Source organism: Saccharomonospora marina XMU15 (genome assembly GCF_000244955.1).
Classification (GTDB): domain Bacteria; phylum Actinomycetota; class Actinomycetes; order Mycobacteriales; family Pseudonocardiaceae; genus Saccharomonospora_A; species Saccharomonospora_A marina.
Window position 1 is genome coordinate 3542321 of the sequence record NZ_CM001439.1, and the last position, 26491, is coordinate 3568811.

19 protein-coding genes and 3 tRNA genes are annotated in these 26491 nt (G+C 66.1%); 11 read left to right on the plus strand and 11 right to left on the minus strand.

Translation table 11 applies throughout. The annotated features are described in order from the left end of the window. The first annotated feature begins 10 nt into the window (after positions 1–10). The 3 genes from SACMADRAFT_RS16755 to SACMADRAFT_RS16765 all read left to right on the plus strand — a co-directional run bounded on the left by SACMADRAFT_RS16755 (position 11) and on the right by SACMADRAFT_RS16765 (position 286). Positions 11–83: transfer RNA gene (locus SACMADRAFT_RS16755), tRNA-Gly, on the plus strand. Positions 84–138: 55 nt separating this feature from the next. Beyond that, positions 139–210, plus strand: a tRNA-Cys gene (locus SACMADRAFT_RS16760). A 1-nt stretch (position 211) separates the two neighbouring features. After that, positions 212–286 (plus strand) — tRNA-Val (locus SACMADRAFT_RS16765). Between the two features lie 332 nt (positions 287–618). Here SACMADRAFT_RS16765 and SACMADRAFT_RS16770 read toward each other — a convergent pair. Beyond that, the gene (locus tag SACMADRAFT_RS16770) at positions 619–1791 is read right to left on the minus strand and encodes an epoxide hydrolase family protein (RefSeq protein ID WP_009155024.1); all 1173 of its coding nucleotides are present in this window, start codon (positions 1789–1791) and stop codon (positions 619–621) included. Between the two features lie 103 nt (positions 1792–1894). Here SACMADRAFT_RS16770 and SACMADRAFT_RS16775 point away from each other — a divergent pair, with 103 nt between their 5' ends. After that, entirely contained in the window at positions 1895–2470 is a 576-nt protein-coding gene (locus tag SACMADRAFT_RS16775) for a CGNR zinc finger domain-containing protein (protein ID WP_009155025.1), read from the plus strand. A gap of 184 nt (positions 2471–2654) precedes the next feature. On the opposite strand, the gene SACMADRAFT_RS16780 is transcribed toward SACMADRAFT_RS16775, so the two are convergent. Beyond that, positions 2655–4316 carry a TIGR04141 family sporadically distributed protein gene (locus tag SACMADRAFT_RS16780; RefSeq protein ID WP_009155026.1) on the minus strand — a complete coding sequence of 554 codons (1662 nt, stop codon included), beginning with the start codon at positions 4314–4316 and terminating at the stop codon, positions 2655–2657. A gap of 550 nt (positions 4317–4866) precedes the next feature. Beyond that, positions 4867–5025, minus strand: a complete 159-nt coding sequence (locus SACMADRAFT_RS29980; RefSeq protein WP_009155027.1) for an NUDIX hydrolase — start codon at positions 5023–5025, stop codon at positions 4867–4869. Between the two features lie 47 nt (positions 5026–5072). On the opposite strand from SACMADRAFT_RS29980, the gene SACMADRAFT_RS30440 reads away from it, so the two are divergent. Further along, on the plus strand, positions 5073–5273 hold the full coding sequence (locus SACMADRAFT_RS30440) for a hypothetical protein (RefSeq protein ID WP_198286089.1): 201 nt from the start codon (positions 5073–5075) through the stop codon (positions 5271–5273). 203 nt (positions 5274–5476) lie between these two features. On the opposite strand, the gene SACMADRAFT_RS16785 is transcribed toward SACMADRAFT_RS30440, so the two are convergent. From SACMADRAFT_RS16785 to SACMADRAFT_RS16815, 7 genes are all read right to left on the minus strand, one after another. Continuing rightward, a complete protein-coding gene (locus SACMADRAFT_RS16785; RefSeq protein ID WP_232285419.1) occupies positions 5477–7903 on the minus strand; it encodes a phospholipase D-like domain-containing protein in 2427 nt (808 codons plus the stop codon). Between the two features lie 158 nt (positions 7904–8061). Further along, the gene (locus SACMADRAFT_RS16790) at positions 8062–9558 is read right to left on the minus strand and encodes a hypothetical protein (RefSeq protein ID WP_009155029.1); all 1497 of its coding nucleotides are present in this window, start codon (positions 9556–9558) and stop codon (positions 8062–8064) included. Between the two features lie 119 nt (positions 9559–9677). Next, entirely contained in the window at positions 9678–11252 is a 1575-nt protein-coding gene (locus SACMADRAFT_RS16795) for a serine/threonine protein kinase (protein ID WP_009155030.1), read from the minus strand. 111 nt (positions 11253–11363) lie between these two features. Further along, positions 11364–14567, minus strand: coding sequence for a type I restriction endonuclease subunit R (locus SACMADRAFT_RS16800; RefSeq protein WP_009155031.1), 3204 nt, complete (start codon positions 14565–14567; stop codon positions 11364–11366). A 3-nt stretch (positions 14568–14570) separates the two neighbouring features. Then, positions 14571–15863 (minus strand): restriction endonuclease subunit S, encoded by a 1293-nt coding sequence (locus tag SACMADRAFT_RS16805; RefSeq protein ID WP_009155032.1) that lies wholly within the window; start codon positions 15861–15863, stop codon positions 14571–14573. After that, positions 15860–17842: a type I restriction-modification system subunit M gene (locus SACMADRAFT_RS16810; protein WP_009155033.1), complete on the minus strand. Its 1983-nt coding sequence runs from the start codon at positions 17840–17842 to the stop codon at positions 15860–15862. The genes SACMADRAFT_RS16805 and SACMADRAFT_RS16810 overlap by 4 nt, the downstream gene beginning before the upstream one ends. A 72-nt stretch (positions 17843–17914) precedes the next feature. Next, complete coding sequence (locus SACMADRAFT_RS16815; protein WP_009155034.1) at positions 17915–19942, minus strand: N-6 DNA methylase; 2028 nt, start codon at positions 19940–19942, stop codon at positions 17915–17917. 214 nt (positions 19943–20156) lie between these two features. Here SACMADRAFT_RS16815 and SACMADRAFT_RS16820 point away from each other — a divergent pair, with 214 nt between their 5' ends. The 6 genes from SACMADRAFT_RS16820 to SACMADRAFT_RS16845 all read left to right on the plus strand — a co-directional run bounded on the left by SACMADRAFT_RS16820 (position 20157) and on the right by SACMADRAFT_RS16845 (position 25438). Continuing rightward, complete coding sequence (locus SACMADRAFT_RS16820; protein WP_009155035.1) at positions 20157–21371, plus strand: DNA sulfur modification protein DndB; 1215 nt, start codon at positions 20157–20159, stop codon at positions 21369–21371. A gap of 167 nt (positions 21372–21538) precedes the next feature. Continuing rightward, positions 21539–23404, plus strand: coding sequence for a hypothetical protein (locus SACMADRAFT_RS16825; RefSeq protein ID WP_009155036.1), 1866 nt, complete (start codon positions 21539–21541; stop codon positions 23402–23404). A gap of 18 nt (positions 23405–23422) precedes the next feature. Continuing rightward, the gene (locus tag SACMADRAFT_RS16830) at positions 23423–23830 is read left to right on the plus strand and encodes a hypothetical protein (RefSeq protein WP_157617264.1); all 408 of its coding nucleotides are present in this window, start codon (positions 23423–23425) and stop codon (positions 23828–23830) included. Between the two features lie 174 nt (positions 23831–24004). Next, positions 24005–24316, plus strand: coding sequence for an ArsR/SmtB family transcription factor (locus SACMADRAFT_RS16835; RefSeq protein WP_009155038.1), 312 nt, complete (start codon positions 24005–24007; stop codon positions 24314–24316). A 4-nt stretch (positions 24317–24320) separates the two neighbouring features. Continuing rightward, on the plus strand, positions 24321–24803 hold the full coding sequence (locus tag SACMADRAFT_RS16840; protein ID WP_009155039.1) for an SRPBCC family protein: 483 nt from the start codon (positions 24321–24323) through the stop codon (positions 24801–24803). A 14-nt stretch (positions 24804–24817) separates the two neighbouring features. After that, complete coding sequence (locus tag SACMADRAFT_RS16845; protein WP_232285420.1) at positions 24818–25438, plus strand: maleylpyruvate isomerase family mycothiol-dependent enzyme; 621 nt, start codon at positions 24818–24820, stop codon at positions 25436–25438. 56 nt (positions 25439–25494) lie between these two features. Here SACMADRAFT_RS16845 and SACMADRAFT_RS16850 read toward each other — a convergent pair whose 3' ends face one another. Continuing rightward, the gene (locus SACMADRAFT_RS16850) at positions 25495–26418 is read right to left on the minus strand and encodes a proteasome assembly chaperone family protein (RefSeq protein WP_009155041.1); all 924 of its coding nucleotides are present in this window, start codon (positions 26416–26418) and stop codon (positions 25495–25497) included. Positions 26419–26491 lie beyond the last annotated feature (73 nt).

Here is a 26491-nt window from a genome sequence, read left to right on the forward strand (position 1 = left end):
AACCGGGAACGCGGACGTAGCGCAGCTGGTAGCGCATCACCTTGCCAAGGTGAGGGTCGCGGGTTCGAATCCCGTCGTCCGCTCGACTGCGGCGGCATTCCGCAGTTGGATCAGGCAGCTGCCCGATCCACAGAACACGGCGGAGTGGCCGAGTGGTTCAGGCAAGGGCCTGCAAAGCCCTGTACACGGGTTCGATTCCCGTCTCCGCCTCGCGCGATTAGCTCAGCGGGAGAGCGCTACCTTGACACGGTAGAGGTCACTGGTTCGATCCCAGTATCGCGCACCACCTGTTTCTCCAGGTCAAACCTCCAACGGTGATCACCACCGGTGGGGGTTTCGTCGTCACCGGGAGCACAGCCCTGAAACAGTCGATCTTGCTCGGCAACACCCGCAGCGGTCGACGACAGCAACTTCGCCGTAGACGAGTTGGCCGTCGCAGCCTGACCGCAACCGTGCGAGCGCGACCGCCCGATCACAACCGCTCACGGCCTGCCTGCCGAACAGCTACCTCAACGACCTCGACACGCTGCACGCCGGCTCGGTGAACTCGGTCCGGAAGCCGTGGGACAACGCCTCGAGCCGGATCGGGCGATGAGCGAACGTCGGAACCAGCCGCGTTCACCGATTGGCGGCCAGCACAGCCGCGAGGCCCTCTTGCAGATCCTTGACGAAATACTCGGGAACCTCCAGCGACGGGAAGTGTCCCCCGGTCTCGGGTGACCTCCACCGGACGATCTGCCGGTACCGCTGCTGCGCCCATGGGCGTGGACACTTCTCGATGTCGCGGGGATACATGCTGATCGCTGCCGGGACGTCGACCCGAAGCTCGGGATCGAGCGAATTGTGGCTTTCGTAGTAGATGCGCGCCGACGACGCGCCTGTCCGCGTCAGCCAGTACAGGGTGACGTCGTCAAGAACGCGGTCCATGGAAATCGTCTCGAAAGGACTGTCTTCTGTGTCCGACCACTCGGCGAACTTGTCGAGTATCCAGGCAAGAAGCCCGACCGGTGAGTCGACGAGCGAGTAGCCGATGGTCTGCGGCCGGGTCGCCTGCTGCTTCGCATACGCCGCGCGGTGGTGCCAGAAATCGTGGGTTTCCTCTGTCCACTTGCGCTCGATCGCCGTCAGCCCTTCCGTTGTCAACCCGGGCGGTGCCTGCGCGAACGTCGTGTGAATACCGAGAACATGCGCCGGGAACCTGCCGCCGAGAACCGTGGTGATATTGCCTCCCCAGTCGCCGCCGTGGGCCGCGAACTTGCCGTAACCGAGCCTTCCCATCAGTTCCACCCATGCGGCCGCGATCTTTTCGGTTCCCCACCCGGTGGTGGCCGGTTTGTCGCTGTAGCCGAAGCCGGGTAGCGACGGGATCACGACGTGGAACGCCGGTGCGCCCGCGTCTTTCGGATCCGCCAACTCGTCCACCACGTCGACGAACTCGGCGATGCTGCCTGGCCAACCGTGCGTCAAGAGCAAAGGAGTGGCATCCGCGCGCGCGGATCGGCGGTGCAGGAAGTGGATTCCCAGACCGTCGATGGTCGTGCGGAACTGGCCGATCCGGTCGAGGCGCCTTTCGAAAGAGCGCCAGTCGTACTCGGTGCGCCAGTAGTTCACGACATCGACGAGGTCGACGAGGGGAACACCCTGATCCCACCGGCGAGGATCAGGCGCGGCGTGGTGGACCGTCTCGGCTTCCGGTAGCCGCGCCGCGGCCAACCGCGCGCGCAGCTCGTCGAGGTCGGCGTCGGTTGCGTGCGCTTCGAATGCTTGCACGTCGCTGGCTGGGCGGGGCATGAGACCTCCTGGCCGTCGTGGAACCGGCCACGACCAATCGCGAACCGGCTAAGACGGTTCTACCAGTCCGCCGTGCCGCTGTGCAACCAGCTAAGGTGGTTCCATGCGTGCTGGGTTCCCCGAATTCCGCCTCGGTAGCGTGCTGGCGACCAGCTTCACGGCGACCCTGACCGAGCGTCGTGGCGACGCTGTGGAGCGCATTCCCACGCCGCAGCGACTCGTCGACTGGCTCGCGGTGAACGGCCTGGCCGTGGAGTCCTGCACCACCGCCCAGCTCGAACTCGCGCGGGAACTGAGGGAGTCGATCCACGCCGCCGCGACAGCGGCCGCGCTCCAGGAAGCCCTGCCCGCGGCTGCTGTCCAGATCATCAATGACCGCAGCATCCAGGGTCGGGCCGCGGCTGTGCTCACACCCGAGGGCGATCGGCGTTGGCAACTCAGCTCGGCTTCCCGCGTGGAAGACGCGTTGAGCGTGATCGCCGCCGACGCGATCAGCATCATCGCGGGCGAGCGAGACGGAAGGCTGGCACTGTGCGCGTCACCAACCTGCCAGGCCGCGTTCTTCGACACCAGCCAGAGCCGCACCCGCAAGTGGTGTGACATGAACACGTGCGGGAATCGGCAGAAGAAGGCGCGCTTCAACGCCAACCGACGCAAAAAGCCCGCATCAGGGCAGTGATCGTGGCCCAGGCACTGCTGAGCCGACACGATCGTCCGGAGCTGATCCGACCCGCCGGTACCTCAACCACGACGTACGATGCCAACGGTCAACGCGTATCGCGGGCCTTGCCGCCTACAGTCGAGGATCCGTTTGCCAGTTCACATGCCGCCCCTGCCGGTCTCAGAGCCCAGGTGCGAGTGTTCTACGCGGCCATGCCCGATGACGATCCCTTCGTTTTCGGCGTGTAGGGGATGTCGGCGAACTCCAGCCGGATTCGGAGGGTCCGCATGATGCTGTTCAGCTTCAGCAGACCGATCTGTGAGAGGGTGAAGAGTTCGTCGACGTCCCAGGTCCTGCCAGCGACGGCGAGCACGATGGTGCTGGGCTCGGCGTTAGTGCGTGTTGGGTCGAGTGCCCGGACTTTGTTGTCCAACTCTGTGAGGGCGGCGTCGGGCTCGTGGCGGATGGCCTCGGCCGACACGGCGGCCTGGGTGAAGAGATGGCTGGCCGCGGCGGCGCGGCCCAGCCACTTCACGTGTGCCAGCTCGCCGTTCGGGCCGACGATGTCGCACAACTCGAACTTGGGATGCATGGGCGTGCGGGCGAAGTTGCGGTCCAGGCAGAGGTAGCCCGGCTGCTTGGCGACCAACTCGCAGTAGCGGTGTTCGTCGTCCTTCTCACCGCTGGGCACCCAGTGTGGGAACGTCAGGTCGCTGCGCTGCCGTAAAAGAGCGGCCACCTGGTCACGGATCTGCGTGACGTAGCCCTCGCCGATACGGAACCACTTGCCCTGGCTATGGCAGTAGCGCACGTGGTCGATGGTGGTCTCGAAGACCAACCACTTGCGTAGCGGAACCTGCCGCCCGTACTCGTCCTGACCATCCAAACCTTCGCAGGCGACCATCCGAGCGGATCCGAGGATGTCCAGCCGGCTGCGCTCAGGCAGCGCAGCGAATCGATCAATGATCTCGTCGAGGTCGAGCGTGGTCTCGACGGCGAAGTCTTGCCCGGGGCCCAGCCGCACAACTTTGAAGGAGGTGGCGCCTTCGATCTCTCGAATGGCGTCGGCCGGCCAGGCCGTCCCGATCACGCCGGCGGTACTGTCGCCGCTCAGCGCTGCGGCCAGGCGCCGCTCCAGCTCCGGGATCATCGGATGGTGCTTGCTCAGCGGGCGGGTCTGGCTCAGGATGCGCAGGTCTGAGTCATCGTCGGGCTCGGCGACGACATTCTCGATGGCTCGCAAGTCGGAGAGCAGTGCTTCGGGATCCTCGGCAAGTGGTGCATAGAGTGCACTGCTGGCCTTGATGGTGTAGGGCCTGCCGGTGAGCCGCTCGTAGGTGAGCCCGGTCAGGTCCGCCCGGCCTGAGATGCGGGTGACGGTCTCACCGTGGGGCTCCAGCCCGAACCCGCCCAGGTCACTGCCGCCGGGGAACGAGGTCTGCGTGAGGCGTGCGGTCGCATCAAGTGCTGACCGTGCGACAGTGCGAAGGCGAGCGGAATCGAGGCGCCGGATACCGAAGAGCATGCCGAAACCGTCGTGGATGAGGAGATCGTCGAGCAGGTGATGACCACCGCCCCAGGTCAGGGCGTAGGTGTGGTCGGCCAACGGCACCAGTAGGACTGCGAAGGGAGTCTTACTGGGCAGTTCCATCGTGAGACTGGTCAGGCTCTGCAGGTGCGTGGCCCAGGTGGGCTTATCGGCGTGACGCACGCCCGCGATGACGCGGCAGGTGATCTCGGACAGCCGGATGGTTTCGTCGATCAGCACGTCCTCGGATGCGGCAGACAGCAGGTAATCCTCCAGATCGAGAAAACCGTCCAGGCGGTAGAGCGATACCGGATGGCAGGGGATGCGCGGAGGCATATCGGCTCCTTGGCGGCGAGCGTGCCGGCGCACTCACCGGTGCAGGAGAGCACCGGAGCGTCGGCGGGGACCGTTGGATGACGGGATCGGGAAGGCCAGTGATCAAGATCTACTGGCGGACTCGGCGTATTGGCTCTACGCTCACCACCGTCCCTTCGTACAGATGTTCTGGATGGACGCCAGACCTATCGGAGCGGAACATCACGCGGCTCCCTGTTGCAGCAGGGAGCCGCGTTCTTGCACGGCAGGCACGGAGCCCGCGTGTTCTCATGATGCATCCCATCCTTGACACAGCTACGGAAGACGCGCCACCAAGCTTCGAACGGCTTGTAGCTACCGGTAAATGGCTATCCCCTGTTCGGTTGAGCTGATCAGCGGTAGCTACTTTCAGTTGTGATGTGTTAAAGACAGCGCAAGACAGCCCTCCCCTGATCGTGTATCACGCTACACGATCAGGGGATGATCACTACATGCCGCATCCAGGTCGTCCGATGTACCTGCCACGCCGCCGCTCCCCTCATCGCGGCAACGAGGGGCGGGGGCGCCGGAGTCACATGTCGGCTTCGGCGAGCTGCTCCAGCGGTATACGGTGGAACTCCAGGTGGTCTTCCTGGTTGACCCGCTCCATGTCGATGATCGCGACCTCGAAGACGAGGTTGGTCTCGTGGTGAGCGGTGTCGTCTTCCGCGTAACCGTTCTCGGACCGCATCGAGCAAGTCCGCGATCGTGCCTTGAGTACTCAGTTTCGCTTAACTCGTGGCCACTAGGCTGTCGAAGGGCGGCCTTGCCTTTGACTGCTCGCCCCGGCGGGTGGTGATCGCGAGCCTTGTCATCGCGGTCGCGTTCATCCGGCTGGTGGCGTGGGATTCTCGGCACCCTGCCGCTGCCGCTCGGCGTGGCCGGACACGAGGCTCCACCGTCATCATCGGGCTCAACGGACTGCGCCTTCGGCAATGAGCCGGGCGGCCACCAAGGGTTGTCGCCGGGGTGCAGCAGCGGCCGCCTTCCACGCAGTCAGCGAGCCGGGCGACGGTGCAGGCGGCACAGGGACAAAGCCCTCCGCCTCACACCGAGCCCCTTACATGCCGATCGGTCCAGCGTTCCGGCACTCGAACCGAGTGGGTGCCGCGCGTGCAACAACGTCCAGTGCTCCTTCGCTGCTACAGAGCGACGAGGAGGTGCTGGAGGTTCACCCCAGCGGTTTCAGCCATGGCACGAATCTGAGGTGATGGCTGTTGTAGCGGCGAAGAGCTCGACGTCCGAGGAAGTCCACGATCCTCACCCAGCAGAGACACGGGTGTGGTGACCGGCGATAGTCGGTAGGTCCGCCAGACCGGTGAGCCGGTCTCGGCGACCGCGAGGCTGCGCCCGTCACGAAGGATCACGGTTGTCTTGTAGTCGTTACGGGCGATAACCGCGGCAGGTCGATGTTCACAGCGGTTGGCAACCCGCGCAGCCGCCAGCCGCGGATTGCGAACCTCGCCGTCGACGACGAGCGCACCGTCGATGCGTTCGACGGTGAGTCCCTCGCTACGCAGCAACGCGAAAGTTTCGGCATCCGGGTCCTCTGCGGTTGCCTTTGCCAAGTCGACAAGTTGGCGGACATCGCTTTCCATTGCGACCCGGGAGTGTGTCACGTCCGGTCGGTAGAGGTATCGCTCGGCAAGCGCCAGGTCGGCCCGTGCGATTGTCTCTCGCGCGTTGTCCCAAGCCGACTTGAAGATCAAGTCCCGTTCGGTGCCGCGGTGCGGCTCGACATCCTGGTACAGCAGCGCTACGCACACCGCCAGAAGGGAATCCATGAACGACAGTGCTTGCTCAGGTACAGCGTCACGTTCCTCGCCCATCGGGACGAGCACACCAGCAAGGTCGCGGAGCTCACTGCGCCAACTCTCCTCCCGGCCCCAGACTCCGGCAGCGAGCAGGTTGAGGTAGTTCTGTGCCGCCATCATCCGGTACTCGACCGGGACAGGTGATTCCACGACGGTCCGGCACAGCCTCCGCGCCCACGCACGCCAGCGCTGCCGTAGCGACGGCGGAATGTACTGGGCATGCGCGCCGGCAGGGTTCTCAGGAAGATCGTCGACGACGTTCTCGTCCTCGTCCTCTGCGAGTTCGGTTTCGTCGATGTCCGAACCATCAGACCAGCCCAAGGCTCCGGTGGCGGGCAAAGACATCAATCGCGGAAAGATCAGACCGGTCAGTGACGGACCGAATGTCCGTTCGACCTCGTGGATCCAACGGCTCCAGCGGTCGTCGTCATCGACGCTCGCCTGGCTCGCCGCTGCCACGTTCCGGACGATGGTGGGTCGTTGGCCGGTCTGAACCTCACTCATCAAACGAAGTAGGTCGGCCTGAAACCGGCTGGCCAGTTGCGGGTCGGTGAAAGCCTCGTCCAGCTGGTAATCCCGGACCAGCCGAGGTCGATCTTGACTTTCGTCGCGTGGCCGGCAACGCACGGTGTCGGTGAGAAACACCTCGCTCGACGTGTGCTTCTCGCCATCCAGCTGTAGATACGCGCGCACGGCCCCGCCGACCCGTTCCGGCGCCCGGAACCGCACGGTGTTCCTGCCGTCGACCGGGTCTTTTATCGTGTGCACCGCAGTCCACGTCCCCGGAGTGGCGTCCGGGGAGGTCTCGATGGTGACCGGCGCGGCGGCTGTGGTAAGCAGCTCGATCACGATGCCATCGGCGAGCTGCCGAGCACCGAGCAGCTCGAGAAGCGGACGCCGCCCTGGTTCCGTCGACGGCGGAATGGTTTTCAGTGCCTGGACGGTGTCACCATCAGTCGCGGTGTCCCGTGGGAACAGACGCTCCGTGGCGGTAGCGAGCGCCACGAGTTCACAGTTGCCGCCCAACTCCGTGGTCAACAACATGGCGGCCCTGCTGAGGTTTGCGCTGCCTACCAACGCGGTCGTACCGCCGTTCACCAGCCACTCCACGAGCTTCCCGTGTCTTGTCCGCTCCTCATCGAGAAACCAGAAATCAGCTTGCGGCACATCCGACACCGCATCGGCCAACGTCTCACCGTCGTATTGTGACAACGTTTCTTGCACCGCGACTTCCACTACCGCAGGCTGGAAACGGTTCACCAGTGCACGTGCCGTTTCCCCACGAGAGTCGAAGAACGGAGCGGTCATCCGCAACGCCTCCACCGGGCCCGTCGGTAGCTGGTCCAGTATCGGCTCGTGCAGGTTGCCGAAGATCCGCAGCTGGGAAGCAGCGGCGTCGACCTCGGTGGGGATGACCGCACGGCCGATGTCGGTGACGGTCGTGGCGATCCACGATGGCATGCTCACCACGTCGGGTAGCTCGGTCAGCCAGGTACCGAGATCCGCCTGTGCCGCTGTGCCGTGGTGACGTTCGCCGCGGAGGACGAGCCACAGTTCATGGTTGTGGCCCCAGCCCGACATGGTCGGATTACCCGATCCAATCGCGGCCCAGACCTCCTCGTCACCCAGCAACACCACCAGTTTCGGGTGGAACGCTCCCGCGCACACGCCATGTCCGTGCTGGTATGCCCTGCCGGCATGGCGCACATCGACCGCCTCATGCACCGACTGCCGGGCGTCGGCGATCACGGTCACTCGCGCGCCCAACCCCCGGGCCGGTGACACGCAATGCCGTTCCAGGAAAGCCAGATCCACGGTGAACCCCGTTACCAACAGCTCCCGCAACGGTGCGTCCGTCCCTCGCCACTCCCGCAACAGCGTCAGCGGCGAATGAAACTCAAGCATCGCCTCCGTCATGCCGGCAGATCCAACAGCTGCGTCGCCGCATCGGTGACCACTGGCCGTGCTCCGCTCACGTCGAAGAGTCCCAGTTGTGTCGCCATCGTGCCAAGTTGCTCGATGCGCAGTCCGACGTTTCCCGCCCCCTCCCGCTGCGTCGCGAAATAGCGACCGTTGCGCTCATGCAGTTTCGCGAACAGCCTCATTCGCCCGTTGGCATCCACCTTGAGTTTGCGTTGCGCGACCCGGGTCGACTGCGCCAGCATGTCGTCCACGAGCGCCCGCGCGAAATCGGCGAGCGAGCGTCCTTCGTGCTCGCGATGCTGGTAGTCGATCCATCGTGGGTCCAAGTACTGGCCGCGGCCACCGCTGTGGCCCTGGAATGCCTCCCGTGCGCGGCCGGACAGGCTCTTCAACCGACGGCTACCAATCAGCAGGACGGCGAGGTCAGCTTCAACCTCCGAACGGCCGTCGCGCACTTCGGTCTCCGCGGCCAGCGGCTGTCCGTGGGCGTCGACCTGCGCGGGGAGGCCATGAACGAACTGTTGGACCGACACGTCAGACAGGTCCTGAGCTATCCACGCGTAGAGGTCGTCTTTCGTTGCCGATCCCGCACCGCTTTGCACGTGATCGACCAGTTGGGCCCACAACTTGCGCCACGCCCCGACGGAGAAATGCCGCAGCAGCAACCCACGCCACGCCAACGCCCGTTCCTCATTCGACAGCACCGGATCCGAAGACAACGCATCACCGAAGGCAACGGCGGACCGCATCGCGTCAACCCAGCCGTCCGCGGCCCGAAGTTGTACCGACCGCGCGAGGATCCTCATGGTCGCCCGGCGCGTGCGATCGTTACCCAGCCATTCCCCTGGTACGTGGCTGCCGGCACGGGTCGCGGTGAACAAACCACGCAACGCGTCGATGTCCGCGGTATTCGCGCTCTGAACAGCCAGTGATGCGAACCCGGACACCTCATCCAGAGCCACTGGGCGGTGCTCGACCAGTTCCAGCAGTGGCCGGTACATCTGACGGATGTCGACCGGGAGCGGGTGCCTGCCGCGCCGGAGCGCCTCGGCATCCAGCTTCACGGTGCCCAACACGACGCTCGGTCCGTTGTACTGAGACCAGAAACCCCATTGCCGCGGCGAGTACGCCCCCGGCCCCAACTCGGCCAGCGACTCAACGTTCCCCTTGCCGAGTTGCTTACGTACATGGTCAGCACCATGAGCGGGCGGGTCCTCACCGAGGACCACCGACACCAGCCCCAGCGCTACCTCCGCACGCCGCACCATCGTCCGGCACTGCGGTGTGTCCAAGCCTCGCCGCTCGGCGAACTCGGCAAGCGCCCAGTACAGCGAGTAGTACCGCACGAACCGAGTCAGCGTGGACGCGCCTGGCACAAGCCGGTCGACCATTGCCATCACGGGCGCCTCGACACCCAACGGATAGCGTCCACCGTTGCGATCGAGCCCCGGTTCAGACCATGCCGGGCCTTCCACCCGCATCGGCATCGGCGGCTCCTCTCCGTCGACCACGAGGTGAACGCCCATTCGTCTCTACCACAGCACGGCAGAGCACAACAGCAGCGGCCGGCGAATCCAGGACGCCCCATTCGCCTTCATCTCAGGACTCATCCCGGGTTCACCGACCGGAGCCGCTCAAGGAGTTCGGCGACGTAGCGGGTGTCTTCGTTGTCGCTGCCTTTGATGAGCAGGAGGTCGTCGTGCAACGCACGCAACGTCCACTCGGCTTCGTCGATGTCGTTGCGCGCCGCCTGCAGTTCACCGATGTTGCGGCGCACCTCGAGCGCGGTGTCGGTGCCGTCGCCGCGCTCACTGCTGATCCGGTCCAGGACGTCGTTGAGCCGCAGCAGCGCCTCGTCCACCTGACCCAGCTCGGCCCGGCAGTACGCGGCCTGCCGCAGGCTTTCCACCGCGTGGTCGCTGCGCGGCCCTTTGGTCCGGGCGAACGCCTCCGCGAGCGCGTCGAATTCGGGCCGCGCGAGGCGGTATTCGCCCGCGACGACCAGGATCGCGGCCCGGCGCAGCCGAAGCTGCAGCACCTGCGGGTTCTCCGCGCCGAGGACGTTGCCCGCCTGCTGGATCACGGCGTCGAGGACTTCGGCGGCTTGGACGAACCGCTCGTCCTCCAGCAGCGCGTCCGCCTGGTTGACCGCGTCCTGTATGGACTCTCGCAGGGCGGTGCGCGGCATCCGGGAAGCAGCCGCTGCCGATTCCGCCGCGCTGGGGCGCTGCAGGACCGGTCCGGATTCGGCTCTGCTGCCCGGCGCGTTGGGGCGCCGGAACACCAGCGTCGGGTCCGGCATCCCGCTTGATCCCGGCCCGCTCGCTTCGGGTCTCGAACCCAGTGTGGGCAGCAAGGGCAACAGCCGCTCGTAGACCTCCGTGGCGTCGGCGGGGCGCTCGGTCGGCGCCTTCGCGAGCAGATCCAGCACCAGCCGATCGAACTCGGCGGGAACGTCCTCACACACCTCCCGCAACGGCACCGGAACGGCTTCGAGATGCCGATTCCACCGGTCGATGTTGGTGTCACCGCCGAACACCGGATAGCCCGACACCAGTTCGTAGAGGACGCAGCCGAGCGCGTAGAGATCGCTGTGCGGGGTGACCTGCCTGCCCCTGATCTGCTCCGGAGACATGTACAGGCTCGTGCCCATGGGCGTTCCGGTGGCGGTGAGTCGGCCGGTGTCGGGCCGCAGCACCGCGGCGATGCCGAAGTCGAGCACCTTCACTCCACCGTCGTCGGTGACCAGCACGTTCTCCGGTTTGAGGTCGCGGTGAACCACGGGAATCGCGTGCGCGTGCGACAGCACCGTCGCGATCTGCGCGCCGAACGCCGCGGCCCAGCTGATCGGCAGCGGCTCGCGGCGTTCGATGAACGCGCGCAGCGGCACACCGTGCACGAGCTCCATCACCAGATACAGTTCGGCGACCCCGCTGTCGAGGCCGGCGTCGTAGACCTGTGGGACTCCGTGGTGCAGGATTCGCGCGGTGACGCGAGCTTCGCGCTGGAAGCGTTTCGCGAGTTCGGCTACCGCTTCCCCACTGCCGATGGCCTGCGGGCTGATTCGCTTGACCGCTACCTCGCGGTCGAGCACGACGTCGAAGGCTCGCCAGATCGTGCCCATGCCACCGGAGTCGATCTCGTCGAGCAGCTCGTAGCGACCGCCGACCGTGTCCGCCACGCGTCCTGTCACCTCCGACCGTCACGCTCCACCGACGACGCCCGCCGACTCATGATCCCCCGCGGCTGATCACGAGTCCACCGGTTCGGGCGACAACCCGCCAGGGCGTCCTCACGCGACGTCGTCAATACCCTCCTGCTTGCGGATCAGCCGCCACGCCGCGCTGCGGGCGCTGCGGTTCAGCGACTCCTTGAACGTCCGGTCGCGGCTGCTGAAGTACTGGTCTCCGAGGCCGGCGATGGTGTCGATGTGGTCGGCCATCTTGTCCTCGAAGACGTCGTCGAAGACCGCCCCGAAGTTCTCCTCGTTGTTGACGATCGCGGCCTGCCGGACCTTCTCGTCCTCGACGGTCTCGTTGAACGGGCGCGCCACGTCCTCCTCGGTGAACGTGGTGCCGTGCCGGTCGTTGAACCGCTCGATCAGCTCCGACAGCAGCGACTTGTCCTGGTCCTTGCCCGCGCCGGTTCCGTCGCCGAAACCGGGTAGCTCCGTGGTGCCCTCCGGCGTGAGCCCGAGGTCGTGTTCACCGGTCTTCTCCACCCGCAGATGGCTGAGGTCGACCTCGCCGATGTCGACGCCACCGTCCCTGCCGCGCGGCAGCCGGTTGAGCAGGTGCCGCCCGAACAGGTACAGCCGCTCCAGCTCAGCGTCCTGGTAGGGCACGATCTGCGACAGGAACCCGTATTTGCGGACGAAGTCGCCGAGGTCGAAGCGGAACTGCTCCGCGAGCTCCGACAGGGTCTCGTCGGCCAGCAGGGCCTCGTACCGTGCCACGGCGGGCGCGATGTGCCGGTAGAGCTCGGCGTGCAGCTTCGCCCACTTCGCCTCGCTGCCGCCGGCGACCTGCTCGGCAGCCAGGAACGCTCGCGCGAACTCGATCATCTCGGCGTCCACGAGGATTTGCGCGGACAGCACCCGGCTCTGCGCGTTGTAGAGCAGGTTCGGGTCCGACGGCAGCGTCGCCGCGTCCTCGAAGTACGGCCGGAACGACTCCTGGATCGCGTCGGCGTCGTTCACGAAATCCAGCACCGCCAGATCCGCCTGGGTCTTGCGGTCGGCGGTCCGGTTGAGCCGCGACAGCGTCTGCACCGCCGAGATCCCGCCGAGCTTCTTGTTGACATACATTGTCGTGAGCAGCGGCTGGTCGAACCCGGTCTGGTACTTGTCCGCCACCACAAGGATCCGGTACTCGGACTGCCCGGCCCCGCCGCCCCGGGTGGTGAGGTCGTCGGCACGGGTGTAGGCGAATGCCTTCGCCAGCGCACCCTCGGGCAGGCCGCCGTTCTCCTTGGATTCGGTGACCTCCTCGCCGTCGTAGGTCAGCGATCCGGAGAACGCGACGAGCACCCCGATGTCGCCGCGAAGTTTGCCCCGGTCGCGCAACTCGGCGAGGTATTTCTTGATGGCCCGCGACATCTGCACCGCGCTGTGCCGGGAGGCGGTCACCACCATCGCCTTCGCGCGCCCGCCGAGCCGCCCCAGCGTGTGCGCCCGGAAGTGGTCGACGACCACCTGCGCGTGCTGCGCCACGGTGGCGGGGTGCATCACCGCGGTGCGGGCAAGCTGCGAATTGGCCTTGGCCGGGTCCACCTCGCGATCGTCGGGGTTGTTGCTGATCAGCTTCCAGTAGGTGTCGTAGGTGACGTAGTTGCGCAGCGGGTCGAGAATGAAGCCTTCCTCGATGGCTTGCCGCATCGAGTAGGTGTGAAACGGCACGAAAGCGGGCTTGCCCTCGTGCTCGCCCTGGACACCGAAGAACTCCAGGGTCTTGGCCTTCGGGGTGGCGGTGAATGCGAAATACGACAGGTTCGGGCTCTTCGCGCGTTCGGCGACGCGCTGCTTGAGCTTGGCCTCGATGTCGTCCTTGTCGAGCTTCACCTCGGTCGCGCCCGCCTCGCCGCTGTCGTCGTCGGCGTCGAGCGCGAGTCCTCGCAGCGCCTTGCGCACGGCGCCGGCGGCGTCGCCGGACTGCGAGGAGTGCGCCTCGTCGATGATGATCGCGAACTTGGTGCCCCGGATCTCGGTGGGATTCTGTCGCACGTAGTCCAGCAATGCCGGGAAGGTCTGCAGCGTGACCGTGATGATCTTGCCCTGCTCGCTGGACAGGCGTTTCGCCAGCTGCTCTGACTTCGAGCCCTGCTTCTCGTCGATCGCCACGACCGTGCCCGCGGTCTGCTCGAAATTGCCCACGGTGGCCCGCAGCTGTGCGTCGAGGTTGCGGCGGTCGGTGATGATGAGGACCTTGTCGAACACCGGCGTCCCCGGCTTGAGCCCCTTCTGCCGCGCCTCGGAATCCAGCTCGGCAGGGTTCGTGGGCGTGTGCAGCGAGGACAGCCGGTATGCCAGCCACGCGATGGTGTTCGACTTCCCGGAACCGGCGGAGGCCATGACGAGATAGTCGTGGCCGGTGCCGTGGCGGGCGGCGTGGGCGGTGATCTTCTTGACGGCGTCCCACTGGTGGTAGCGGGGAAAGACCAGTGACTTCTTCAGCCGCCCGTTGACGCCCTTGTCGCGCTCCTCGTGCACGAACCGTTCGAGCAGGTCCAGCCAGTTGTCCCGTTCCCACACCTGTTCCCACAGGTAGGAGGTGGTGTACTTGCCGAACTGGACCGCGGCCGGGTTGCCCGCGCCGCCGGGCTGGCCCGGCCCGTTCGAGCCGGTGTTGAACGGCAGGAACCGGGTGCGTTCGCCACGCAACTCCGTCGCCACGAAGACCAGGTCGGGGTCGACCGCGAAGTTCGCCACCACCCGCTTGGTGAAGATGAGTTCGCTGGGGTCGCGCTCCTTGCGGTACTGGTCCTTCGCGTGTTCGACGCCCTGCCCGGTCAGTGGGTTCTTCAGTTCGGCCGTGGCAACGGGGATGCCGTTGACGAACAGCGCCAGATCCAGCCGCTTGTCACGGTCGGCCTGCTTGGCGGCGTATGCCAGTTCGCGGACGACGGTGAGCCGGTTGGCCCGGTAGTCGTCGAGCGCGGAGTCGGAGGCGACGAGCGACGGTTTGAAGTAGGCGAGCCGGATGCGCACGCCACGGTCCTTGACACCCTTGCGCAGCACGTCGAGCACACCGTCGGTGTCGATGGCCTTGGCGACCCGCTGCGCGAACCCGCGCTGCGCCGCGTTGGCGTCACCGCCGTAGTAGGTGAGCAGCTCGTCCCACTCGGCCTGCTGGGTGGCCCCGATGAACGTGAACAGCTCGCCGGTGTCCAACCCGAGCCCGGGGTCGTAGTCGGAGGCAGCGCCAAGCTCCCAGCCGCGCTCGAGCATCGCGTCGACGATCGCGGTCCCGAACACGACCTCGTGATGAATCGGGCTCATCGGCTACTCCTCGATTCCCCGCCCACTCGCGGCGGACACGTCGAACTCCCCGGTGACAGCGGCGGTGATCAGGGCTTGGCGGCGTTCGGCGAGCAGGGAGATCTGCCTAGAAATAGACTGTCTCATACGGTCCTGCGCTAAAACGAAACGATCTAGCTCATTTGCAATTCTCCGCTGCAGTTTAGAATCGGGATTCGGAACCCGAAGCATGGAAACCTGAGTTTCACCAACAGAAGGAACAGGTCCCGGGTTCACAATTTGCCCCATATCGAGCAGCGACAGAATTGTTCGCCAATATCGTGGATCGCCTTCCTTGAAGGAAAGCGCACGAACATTGTCGTCGACAACACAATCCCTTGACGCGATCAAGCGTCGGTTCAATAGGAGCGCTGCGCCGACTCGCGCATATAGAACCGAACCAGACGGAACAATTCTAGCCCCAAGCTCTTCGGCCACGTCGGCAGATATCCAGTTATCCGCGTCAGCGACAAATCCAAACTTGTCGGCGCGGTCGAAATCCGCAACCTTCACAAACGGGTAGTCACCACCCGCTTTCCCTTGGTAGCGATGCGGGAAGGTCGTCCCCATTATCACACGAGAAACCCTGCCAAGGTTTACAATTTTCCATGAACTTGGAATTCTTCCTAGCCAATCAAGTTCTTGATCGTCACCCTTGGATGCTGCGTCGAGCTGGCCGGTTGCGCAATTTCTCAGATAAGCTACTCTCCGCTCCTCTAGCAAATCGAGATGCCGCTTCCGAAGGTGCATCAGCTTGTCGATGCGGGTGGTCTCGGCGTCGAGGAAGTCGGCGATGCGGCGCTGCTCCTCCAGCGGAGGTACCGGCATCGAGACGGCACTCATGCGTTCGCGGCTCAGCTCGATCTGGTTCGTCGAGCCGTTCACCAACGTCTCGAACATGAATTCCTGAAACTCGTCCGATTTCAAGTAGTAGAAGCCGAATCGTTTGTCCACGCGAGTCGAGTCAAAGCGGGTCACGGTCACGTGTCCGTCGGCGACGCAGGGCCGGTGGTCTGGAGACTTCTCGAACCAACCAACGCGACCGAGAGTGCCGGTTCCGGTCGAGTTGACCAGCGAGTCACCAAATTCCAGGTATCCCTTGAGCTTGCGTGGGTCGCCCGCGAAGTCGTGGAACCGAGTCCGTTCCCACTCCAGTCCTGAGTCCTGGTTCGCCGCTTGGCTAACCATCCGAACCGGTCCGTCCTCCACGTAGTTCGGAGCCGTCCCACGAGCGAGCACCGACGTGACGTAGCGAAGTGGGACGTACTCAACGCTCATTCCGTCACCTCGCCCAGCAGTTCCTGGATCTCGGCTTCGAGTGCCTTCAGTTCGGCGTCGATCTCGGCAAGGGGTCGCGGTGGCTCGTACACGTAGAAGTGCCGGGTGAACGGAATTTCGTAGCCGATCTTGGTTTTGGTGTGGTCGATCCAGGCGTCGGGGACGTGTGGGAGGACCTCGCGCTTGAGGTACTCCTCGACGTCCTCGTGCAGCGGCACGTTCTCGTAGTCGCGCAGTTTCGGGTCGGGTTCGGTCTTGCCCTTGCTGATCTGCTCTTCGCCTTCCGGGTCGCGGACGCCGACGGCGTCGCGCAGTGCCTTGGCGAACGGGGCGCCGGTAGGCCAGGTGAGCCCCGCGTCGATGACGGTCTCACGGATCTCCTTGACGGCTTCCGCCTTCTTCCACCACGTCCTGCCCAGCAGTGGGCGCAACGCCTCGACGAATTCTTCGGGCGCATCGAGTTTCTGGATCGGCTTGGCCTCACGCAGCGCGGCGAGGGTGTCCTCGCTGATCTCGAACCGTAGCTTCAGCGGGCGTTCGACGGTGATGCGGCGGTAGCCGAAGTCGTCGTTGTCGAAGACCTTGACCTTGGCGTGCTGTGGGTGGCTCTCGTCCTTGGCGGCGTAGAGCGCGTCGGCGTAGAGGCGGGTGATCTCGGCGATCTGGTCGGCGTCGATGTACTTGCGCTTGTCGCCGAGGGATTTGCGCATCTTCTGCCACTGGTCGCGGGCGTCGAGCAGCACGACCTTGCCCCGGTAGTCGGGGCTCTTGCGGTTGGTGAGGATCCAGAAGTAGGTGGAGATGCCGGTGTTGTAGAACAGCTGGTCCGGCAGCGCGACGATGCCTTCGAGCCAGTCGTTCTCCAGGATGTGCTGGCGGATCTGCGACTCGCCGGATCCCGCGGCTCCGGTGAACAGCGGCGAGCCGTTGAAGACGATCGCCACACGGCCGCCGCCCTGCTCTGCCGGTTTCATCTTCGACAGCATGTGCTGCAGGAACAGCAGCGATCCGTCGTTGATCCTGGGCAGCGCGGGCCAGAAGCGGCTGTTCTCGCCGAGCCGTTCCAGGTCGTCCTCGACGTCCTCCTTGACCTTCTTCCATTCGACGCCGAACGGCGGGTTGGCGAGCAGGTAGTCGAAGGTGGCGCCCCGGTGGCCGTCGTCGCTGAAGGAGTTGCCGAACTTGATGTTGTCGGGGTCCTGGTCCTTGATCATGAGGTCGGACCGGCAGATCGCCCACGACTCGGGGTTGAGCTCCTGCCCGTACACGTCGACGATCGCGTCGGGGTTGAGGCTCGTGATGTGCTCGTAGGCGGCGCTGAGCATGCCGCCCGTACCGCACGCCGGGTCCAGCACACGGCGCACGACACTTGGTTTGCGCAGCGCGTCGTCGTCGGGGGCGATGAGCAGGTTCACCATGAGTTCGATGACCTCGCGCGGGGTGAAATGCTCGCCCGCGGTCTCGTTGGACTGCTCGGCGAACCGCCGGATCAGTTCCTCGAAGATATAGCCCATCTGGTGGTTGTCGACGACCTCTGGCCGCAGATCCAGGTCGGCGAACGTGCTGGTCACCTTGTAGAGCAGGTTGGCGCCGTCGAGTTTGTTGATCTGCTGGGCGAAGTCGTAGCGCTCCAGCACCTCGTAGGCGTTCGGGGAGAACCCGCCGATGTACTGGTTGAGGTTGCGCGCGACGTGCGAGGAGTCGGCCGCGATCGACTTCAGCGTCAGCGGGGTTCTGTTGTAGAAGCGGTGGCCGGAGGCCTTGCGGAGAAACCGATCGGCGTCGATGTCGCGGTTGCGGTACTTCTCGACCGTTTCGAGCACCTTGTCGCGCGTGGGCGCGAGCACGCATTCGAGCCGCCGCAGCACCGTGAACGGCAGGATCACCTTGCCGTAGTCGGACTGCTTGTAGTCACCGCGCAGCAGGTCGGCCACGGACCAGGCGTGGTTGGCCAGCTCGGTGTGCTTGTTGGTGTTCAACGACGTTCCCCTCGGTCTTCATCGATGGTGGACAATGGTGCCGGATTGGTGACCGACCGTCACCGACGGGAGTCACGAGCCCTCTTCCGGTGGCAGAAGTGCCCCGGTGGTCAGGCCGAGCGCCCACTGATCGGCCAGTTCACGCGCGACCTTCGCGGCAAGATTCGCCGCCGTGTGCATGGCTTCGACGCGGCGGAACGCATGCCCGTAACGGCCCTGGCGTTCCAGCGGGATGAGCGGCACCCGCAGCCGTTTGACGTCGAGTCGCTGGATCGAGGTGCCCACGGCCGCGCCGTGGATGTTCTGCTCAGCGGAGAGGAATCCGGCCAGGAAGTTGGAGTCCAGCCGTTCCGGGTCCGGGCGCAGCAGGAACAGATGCGGGCCAAGGACACTGCCCGCGTCGCGCTCGCCCGCGACACGGGCGGTGACCGGGCCGGTCAGCGTCTCCGGCAACAGCACGTCACCCGTCTCGATCGGGATGAGCTTGTCGACCGGCTTGTCGTGCAGGGAACCGGACGGCGGTTCGCCGGTGCGCACGTCGTGGTGGGTCAGCACCAACGGTGGTTCGCCTGCGTCGGGCAGCGCCAGCTGCCGCGTCGGCTTCGCGCGGTACAGGGTGAGCGCGCCGCCACGCAGCAAGTCCGCGACCGTGGCCGTTCGCCACGCCACCGGTTCCGGTCCCGCCGTCCGCCACAGTAGTTCATCGCTGAGACCGACCAGAGCGTTTCCGGTGCGTCGCAACCGGTCCCGCAGTTCCTGGGCGAGCGCGTCATGGCGACCAGGGTCGAGGACGGTCGCGACCCGCACGTGGCGTTGCGGGGTGAGGTCGACGGTGTCGTCGAGGAGGTCCACCACCGACCGGGTGCGAGCCAGACCGGGCTCCGGCTCGACGCCTTCGGGGTCCTCACGGAACTCGCGCCACGTCGTCAGGACCCGTTCCGACACGGCCTTCCAGTCGATCTCGCGACCGCGGTGCGGTTCGGTCGAGGCGTCGACGAACAGGATCGGCGGCGGATCGGCTTTCGGCGGCGGAGCCAGCACCCACAGCTGCAAGCTGAGATGCGGCGGCGGTGCCGCGCCCTGCGGCAGCGCGATCACCGCCCGCAACGCGCCCGTGCGGACGAGTTCGGAGCGGATCCGGCGCCCGCCGGATCGTTCGGCCGCGCCCGGCGGCATCACGACCACCGCCGTGCCGTCCGCGTCCAGGTGTGCGAGGCAGTGCTGCACCCACGCCAACTCGGACTCCGAGCGCGGCGGCAGGCCGTAGACCCAGCGCGAGTCGTAGGCGAGTTCGTCGTGGCCCCAGTCGCGGATGCCGAATGGCGGTTTGCACACCACCGCGTCCACCCGCTCGTCGGGAAAGGCGTCCGACCGAAGACTGTCGCCGGCGCGCACCTCACCGTCGGGGGCGGAGATCTCAGCACGGACCCGCGCCAACGCCGCCTGGTCCTCGACGATCTCCTGGCCGAGTACGTACGAGGCTCCCGCCGCGACCGCCGCCGCCAGCAGCCCGCCGCCCCCGCAGGCCGGGTCCAAGGTTCGTTCGACACGATGCGGCAACGCGACAAGAAGATCGGCCAGCCCGCGCGGGGTCGTGTGCACCCCGGTCGCCGTGGCGTCCACCAGGTGCTCAGCGAGGATCCGCAACGTCGTCTCCGCACCACGCGCGTCCAGACAGCGCAGCAGCGCCCGGGCCGCCGAATCGGACACCGCGAGCAGTTCACCGTCGTCGCCCAATGCCCCGACCAACTCCTCGCCGAGCGACTCCTCGGACAGCTCGGCGAGCTTCGCCAACCGCTCCGGAGCCAGACCCGCCAGCGGCGGCACGAGCGGCAGCAGTTGCCGGGCCAGTGCCCGCCCGTCGAGAGCCACGCGCAGCGCGATGCGCAGTTCGGCCTCCGGTGTCGCCTCCGGTAGCTGCCCGCGCTCCGACAGCCACTCGCGAACGGATTCGAGGTCGTAGGTCGGGCTCGTGTCCGTACCACCCGCCGGACTCGGGAAGTCCGGGTGACGGCGTCGCCAGTTGCTCACGGTGGCGCGCGTGACCCCCGCCAGCCGAGAGATCTCGGCAGCGGTCACCTGCGTGGTCGGGTCGGGCATCACGGCGTCCTGTCGTCAACGATCGTCGGAGTATACCGAAGCCTACCCCGTACACGGCGACAAACCAAGTTGGAACGAAAAACTCCGTTTGACAGCGTTTTCAGTTGACAGCTATGGATCCTCCTGCTTTCATAATGAGGCCGCATACGGAGGCTCGCTCCTCGTGCCCGCCGCTTGGCCTCACCCCGTTTGACTCCACACCCCAGGAGGATCCGTGTCTTTGCCACTGCCCGCGCCGCAAGTGGAGGGCATCCGTCTCAACGTCATGCCGTTTCGCACCGACGCGGTGATCGGGACGATGGCGTTGCCGACCCTGATCCAACTGGTCCCCTCACCTCGTAATCAGGAGAACAAGCGGGCATTGCAGTACCTGTCGGGCGTGCAGCGGCGCAACGCCGAGCTCCGCGGCGAGGTGCAGCGGATGATCGCCTCAACCACCAAGGGCAAGAACATCACCCCGTACGCCCACTACATCGCCGACGGGCTCAAGGGCCGACACGGCGCGGGCTGGTCGACGCCGCCGGTCACGCTGTGGCTGGCGGGCGAACCCGGTTCGCTCAGCGACGAACTCGCCGCGGGCGCCAACGTGTTCACCATGTCGATCACACCCGGCTCCCCCGTCATCGCCGTCGACGGAGAGACCCAGGTCAGCGCGTGGCACGAACTCTCCGACGACCCCGAACGGTTTGGGCTGTCGCCTGCGCGGCTCGCGGTGGTGCGGATCCCGTTCGAGCTGTACTGGGGACTCGGCGTGGACGACGCACGCCAGATCTTCTACGACCGCAACGTCAAGGGCGTCGAGGTCGCCAAGAACCTCGCCATGTCCATGGACCAGCGCGACTTCTGCACCCGGCTCACGCGAAGCATCATCGACACCCTCGAAGTCGAATTCGAGGGCCGCACGGTGTCCTTCTCGACGTTCGTCGACACCAAAGGGCGCCAGCTCAAGAAGTCCGGCCCCGAGTTCGTCACACTCTCCGCGCTGCGCAGCCTCGTGGTCACCGCCCTGCACGGCCGCGCCGGGCTCCAGCGCGGCTCGGGCGACGACCTGCCCGACGGTGTCTCGGCCGAGCACGCCACCGCACGGCTCGTTCCGCTGCTTTCGCGGCTGCTCGTGCGCCTTTACCCCGAGTTCGCGGCACGCTCGACCGTCACCTCGCCCGCCGGGCTCGCAGGACTCGGCATCGCCGTCCACGAAGCCACCGGCTGGTCGGCCAGTCGACGGCCACTCAGCGAGGACGACCTGTTCGGGCTGCTGGCCTCGGTCCGCTGGGAACGCGACGCACGCTACTGGGATGGCGTCGCCGCCAGCGCCAACCAGTCCGGAGTTCTCAACTTCCGAGGCGGCGCCAAGGACGCAGGCGGACGCGTAGCCGACGCGATTCTGTACCCAGAAACCGAATTCGGTCGAAAGATCCGGGGCTGGTGAGCCAAGTAGCCGAGTGCCGACACCGACCAGGCTTGGTGGTCATCACGAGTTCGTCACGTCTGGCTCGGCTCGTTCACGTGGCAGTGCCCTCGGTCGAACAAGCACCTGACACAACGATCAGCTCGTTCGTCTCCATGTAGGCGTACGCGGTTTCGAGGAGTGACGACATGACGGCGGCAGCAGCGCACGCGGAGTCGGTACGAAACGGTGACTACGCGGCGTTCATGCATTGCAGTTCGGGTGACCGTTGGTTACCTGAAGCCGAAGCACAGACCTCCGCGTGGCTACGCCGCCGAAAGAACTACGACGTACCACTGAACGTCTCCGCGGACTACACACAGGCGAATTCAGCGCTCTCGGTCCGACGCCTCACCGGCGACGGTCGTGACGATCTCCGAATCCGTCTGGTCGAGAACCAGGGAACGAACGGCAAGTGGACGACCGACCTCATTGCCCACGATGAGCCCGGTGACCACGCCTGGATCAATCTCACCGTCCGCAACGACCAGGGGCGATTCGTCAACGTCCCTGGGCTGGCGAAGTTCTTGATGGAGGCGCTGCCGCTGGGAGACGGCGGCATCGAGTTCACCGGCAAGCCGGCTGTATACCGCGAAGGCGACGTCGATCGGCTGATGTCGCTGCTCGCCGACCAGCGTCGGCATGGCCTGGTGTTCGTGGCGGGAACCGACTCGGTCGCGGGCTTGCCGTTCGATCCCTACGTTCGGAAGGTGGGGGAATGGGCGAGTGAGGTCCATGGTCTCGCGCAGGTGGTCGTCCTCGACCCCGCGGCGAGCCAGGCATTCGCTCGGCGTGCCGGAGACCGCTACGCGGCTCCCCCTTGGACCATCCGGACCTACGGACCGGGCGTCGTGTTCGGGGACGACCGAGATTTTCGGCGGCATCGTATTCTGGGCACCCAGCGGCTTGCCCATCGCCCCGACCATACGATCCGCCGCCTGCTCGGCGACATCGTGCGGGAGCAGGCCGCTACCCGGCCTGCTGTCCCCGCCGTGCTGCGGGTGCAACGCCGGTTCGACCGGGCCGAGAACCGCCGCTTGGTCGAAGCCGTGGAACCCGTCGCGGTGGAGACGCCGGTTGGCGCGTCGGCGGACACCACCGTTGATGCGCCCATACAGGCGCGCACCGTCGTCGAACCCGACCGCAAACCGGCGGAGCCGCCGCGCGGAGCCGAGCTCACCGAGCAGCAGGAGCAACTCGCGCTCGTCAAGCGGATCCTCGGTATCACCACCGTCACCGAACGCGAAATCAGCGAAGCGATCCTGCGCATCGCCCATCGCCACGCGAATCACCAGGCACTGCAGGCGCTGGAGCGACGTGTCGATGACCTCCAGCTCAACGTGTTCGAGCTGGAGGACGAAAAGGCGAAGCTGTACAAGGCACTCAAGGACTCACAAGACGAAACGCAGCTCGTCCACCTCGAGTTGGACGATCGGGACGCGCGCATTCGGTGGCTCAAGAAGCGACTCAAGGACCGCGGAGATTACGAGGCAGCTTGTGTCACAGACGTACCGGAAGAGTTCTACACGGCCTACCCGGAAAGCTTCGAAGATCTGCTGGAACGGCTCGACCAGATCGATGGGGTGGTCTTCACCGGCGACCCGGCCGAGGTCGCCAAACTCAACCAGATCGACACCGAGAATGCCGCCGTGCGTACCGCGTGGGAGGCCGTATTGTGTCTTGGCGATTACGTGGAGGCTCGGAAGTCAGGAAATTGGAACGGAGGACTCGACCAGTACATCAAGAACCCGCCTTCCGGTTACCGAACAGTCTCGAAAGGAAAATGGGGACGTTCGGAAACCAGAGTGACGATGAACGCCTACGGCGGCGACCGGGTGTTCCCGGTACCCGAGACCGTCGATCCGTCCGAGCACGTTTCCATGACCGCGCATTTCAAACTCGCGAAGATCGGCATGCGCAGCCCTCGCATGTACCTTCACGACGCACACCCGACACAACCGTGTGTCTACATCGGCTACATCGGCGAACACCTGACAAACATGCAGACCAATTAGAAGGTTCCCGGGCTCCGCTTGCGTGCCGATGCGGTGGGCGACCGTGCCAACTGGTGGCTTGGCGTCGTTCAGTTCACCACCTCCCGTGCCACGGCGGAACCGGCCTCGCGAGCCGAGCGGCAGCAGTGGACGCGGTTGGCTGTGGTCGCGCTCGATTCCGCCTTCGAGGACGGCGATTTACCCGCACGGCACATCGCCGGGCGGAAGGCCAACCTGACGCTCGCGCTGCCCAGATTCGGCGCGCCGACCGACTTCAGCGAGACCCTGCGTCCTGATGACGTTGCCCGCGCCTGCTTGAACGAGGTCCGGATGTCACCCGAGGAGGCCGTATCGACTCGCTGGGAGTACCGCGCGGAGGACGTCGGCATCATGCGGGACCTTCGCGCGGTGCGCAATCAGGTGGTACCCGCGCTTGGCCTGGCTTAGCAGGTCGTAAACGAAGACCTGCGGCGACAGCTCGAGCGTTGGCGTGAAAGTCGTGCCGAAGCTGCCGTAGCCGCCGATCCGAGCCTCACGAACTGGCGACGGTGTAACAAGCCGACGGCACCGCTCGCCCTGACACCCTTGACTCGACCCGTCGGTAAGCGCAGACTTACGTTTGTGGGCACTTACGCTTTTGCCGCGTGGACCGCGCTCGGCGACCCGAGTCGGCAGCACATCTTCGCGCTCCTCGCCGAGCGGCCCCGGTCGGTGACCGAGATCGCGCGGGATCTGCCGATCAGCAGGCCCGCGGTCTCCCAGCATCTGCGGGTACTCAAGCAGGCCCACCTCGTGCGAGTCCGGTCCGAGGGCACGCGGCGCATCTACCAGGTCGACCCTGAAGGCCTCGCGATCCTGCGCGAGGACCTGGACAGGTTCTGGAACAAAACACTGGAGAACTTCAAGCAGATCGTGGAACAGGAAACGGAGTAGTCCCATGGCGACCACATCCACCGAGACATCCGTACGGCGCGAGATCGAGGTAGCGGTTCCCGCCGACCGAGCCTTCGCCGTCTTCACCGAACGGTTCGACCAGATCAAACCGCGAGAACACAACATGCTGCCGGTGCCGATCGCCGAAACCGTCTTCGAGACCCGCGTGGGCGGCGCGGTCTACGACCGTGGTGAGGACGGGTCGATATGCCGCTGGTCGCGCGTGCTGGCCTTCGAGCCACCGCACCGGTTCGTCATCAGCTGGGACATCACACCCCAATGGCGGATAGAGACAGACCCGGACCGGTGCAGCGAGGTCGAAGTGCGCTTCCTGCCGGTCGGGCCGGAAAGAACCCGGGTGGAGCTGGTGCACCGGCACCTGGACCGCCACGGTGACGGGTGGCACGGCGTGTACGCCGGGGTCGCGGCCGACGGCGGTTGGCCGCTGTACCTCAACCGCTTCGCCGAGCTGGTCTCCGGAGCGTGATCACCATGGATGTCATGCGGTTGGCCGAGGCCGAACGCCGCGACCTCGCCGACTTCCTGGAGAGCCTGAAGCCGGACCAGTGGCAGGTTCGCTCGCTGTGCCCCGAGTGGACTGTCCACCAGGTCGTGGCCCACCTGATCAGCTACGACGAGCTCGGCGGACCCGGGCTGCTCGCCCGGTTCGTGAAGGGCTGGCTCGGGCCGGGCGACGTCAACGCCGTGGGTGTGCGCGAATACGCCACCCGCACTCCCGAGGAACTGGTGGCGCTGATCCGGCGGTACGCCAGGCCGCACGGGCTCACCGCGGGATTCGGGGGCGCCATCGCGCTGACCGACGGGCTGATCCACCACCAAGACATCCGCCGCCCGCTGGACGCACCGAGGCAGATACCCTCGGACCGGCTGGTGGCGGCGCTGCGCATGGCGTTGCGGTCACCGAGGCTGCCTGCTCGCCGCAATGTTCGCGACCTGCGGCTCGTCGCGGGCGACATCGAATGGTCGCACGGGACCGGCCCCGAGGTGACCGGTCCCGCGGAAGCGATCCTGCTCGCGATTTCCGGACGTCCGGCCGCGCTCGCCGACCTCAAGGGCCCCGGGCTGGACATCCTCACCCAACGGGTGGCCGCCGGCGGCTGAGGCGACGCCACAGTGCCCGGCGTCCACACCGGACCACGGAGCAGACCGCCGACCGCTCAGGAATCCCCCTGCTCGTCCCCGCGCTGCTGCTCGGCGAGGAAGCGCTCGAACTGGCTGGCCAGCTCCTCCCCGGTGGGCATGTCCGTCTCGTCGGCGAGCAGGTTGCCGCCTTCGGCGCTGGCGGCTGCGAAGGCGTCGTACTGCCGCTCCAGCGCGGCCACCACGTCCGCCGCCTCGGCGGAGTCGGCCACCTGGCGGGCGACCTCGGCGTCGACGCGGGCCGCGGCCTCGCGCAGCGCCTCGCCGGGAAGCCGCAGCCCGGTGGCGCTCGTGACGGCGTCCAGCAGCGTCACCGCCGCCGCCGGGTAGCGGGTCTGCGCCAGGTAGTGCGGCACGTGCGCGGCGAACCCCAGCACGTCGTGTCCCCGCTGCCCGAGCCGCAGCTCCACCAGCGCGGCCGCGCTGCCGGGGATGCGCACCTGGCCGAACGTGGAGCGGTGACCGGTGAGCAGCTCGTCGCGGGTGCCGTGCGCGGTGACACCCAGTGGCCGGGTGTGCGGCACACCCATCGGGATGCCGTGGTAGTTGACGCCGAGCCGCACACCCCACCGCTCGACGAGCGAACCCACGGCGTCGGCGAAGCGTTCCCACTCGTGATCGGGTTCGGGCCCCCGCAACAACAGCAGCGGGTTGCCGTCGAGGTCGTGCGCCAGCCGCACCGTCAGTTCGGGCGCCCGGTACTCGGTCCAGCGATCGACCGAGTAGGTCATGGGCGGCCGCCGTGAGCGGTAGTCGACCAGGCGGTCGGTGTCGAAGCGGGCCACCACGCGGCCGGGCAGTTCGTCACACAGGTGGTCGGCGAGCACGCTGCCCGCCGAGCCGGCGTCGATGAACCCGTCGAGGTGGTACAGCAGTACCGATCCCGTGAGTTCGGGCACGTCGGAATCCATTTCGTACAGCCGCTCCGGATCGGCTCCCACCACGCACCTCCTGACACTCACCCGAACCCTCGCCCACGCGGGCGCCGTCATCCCATCACATCGCGACGCTCGC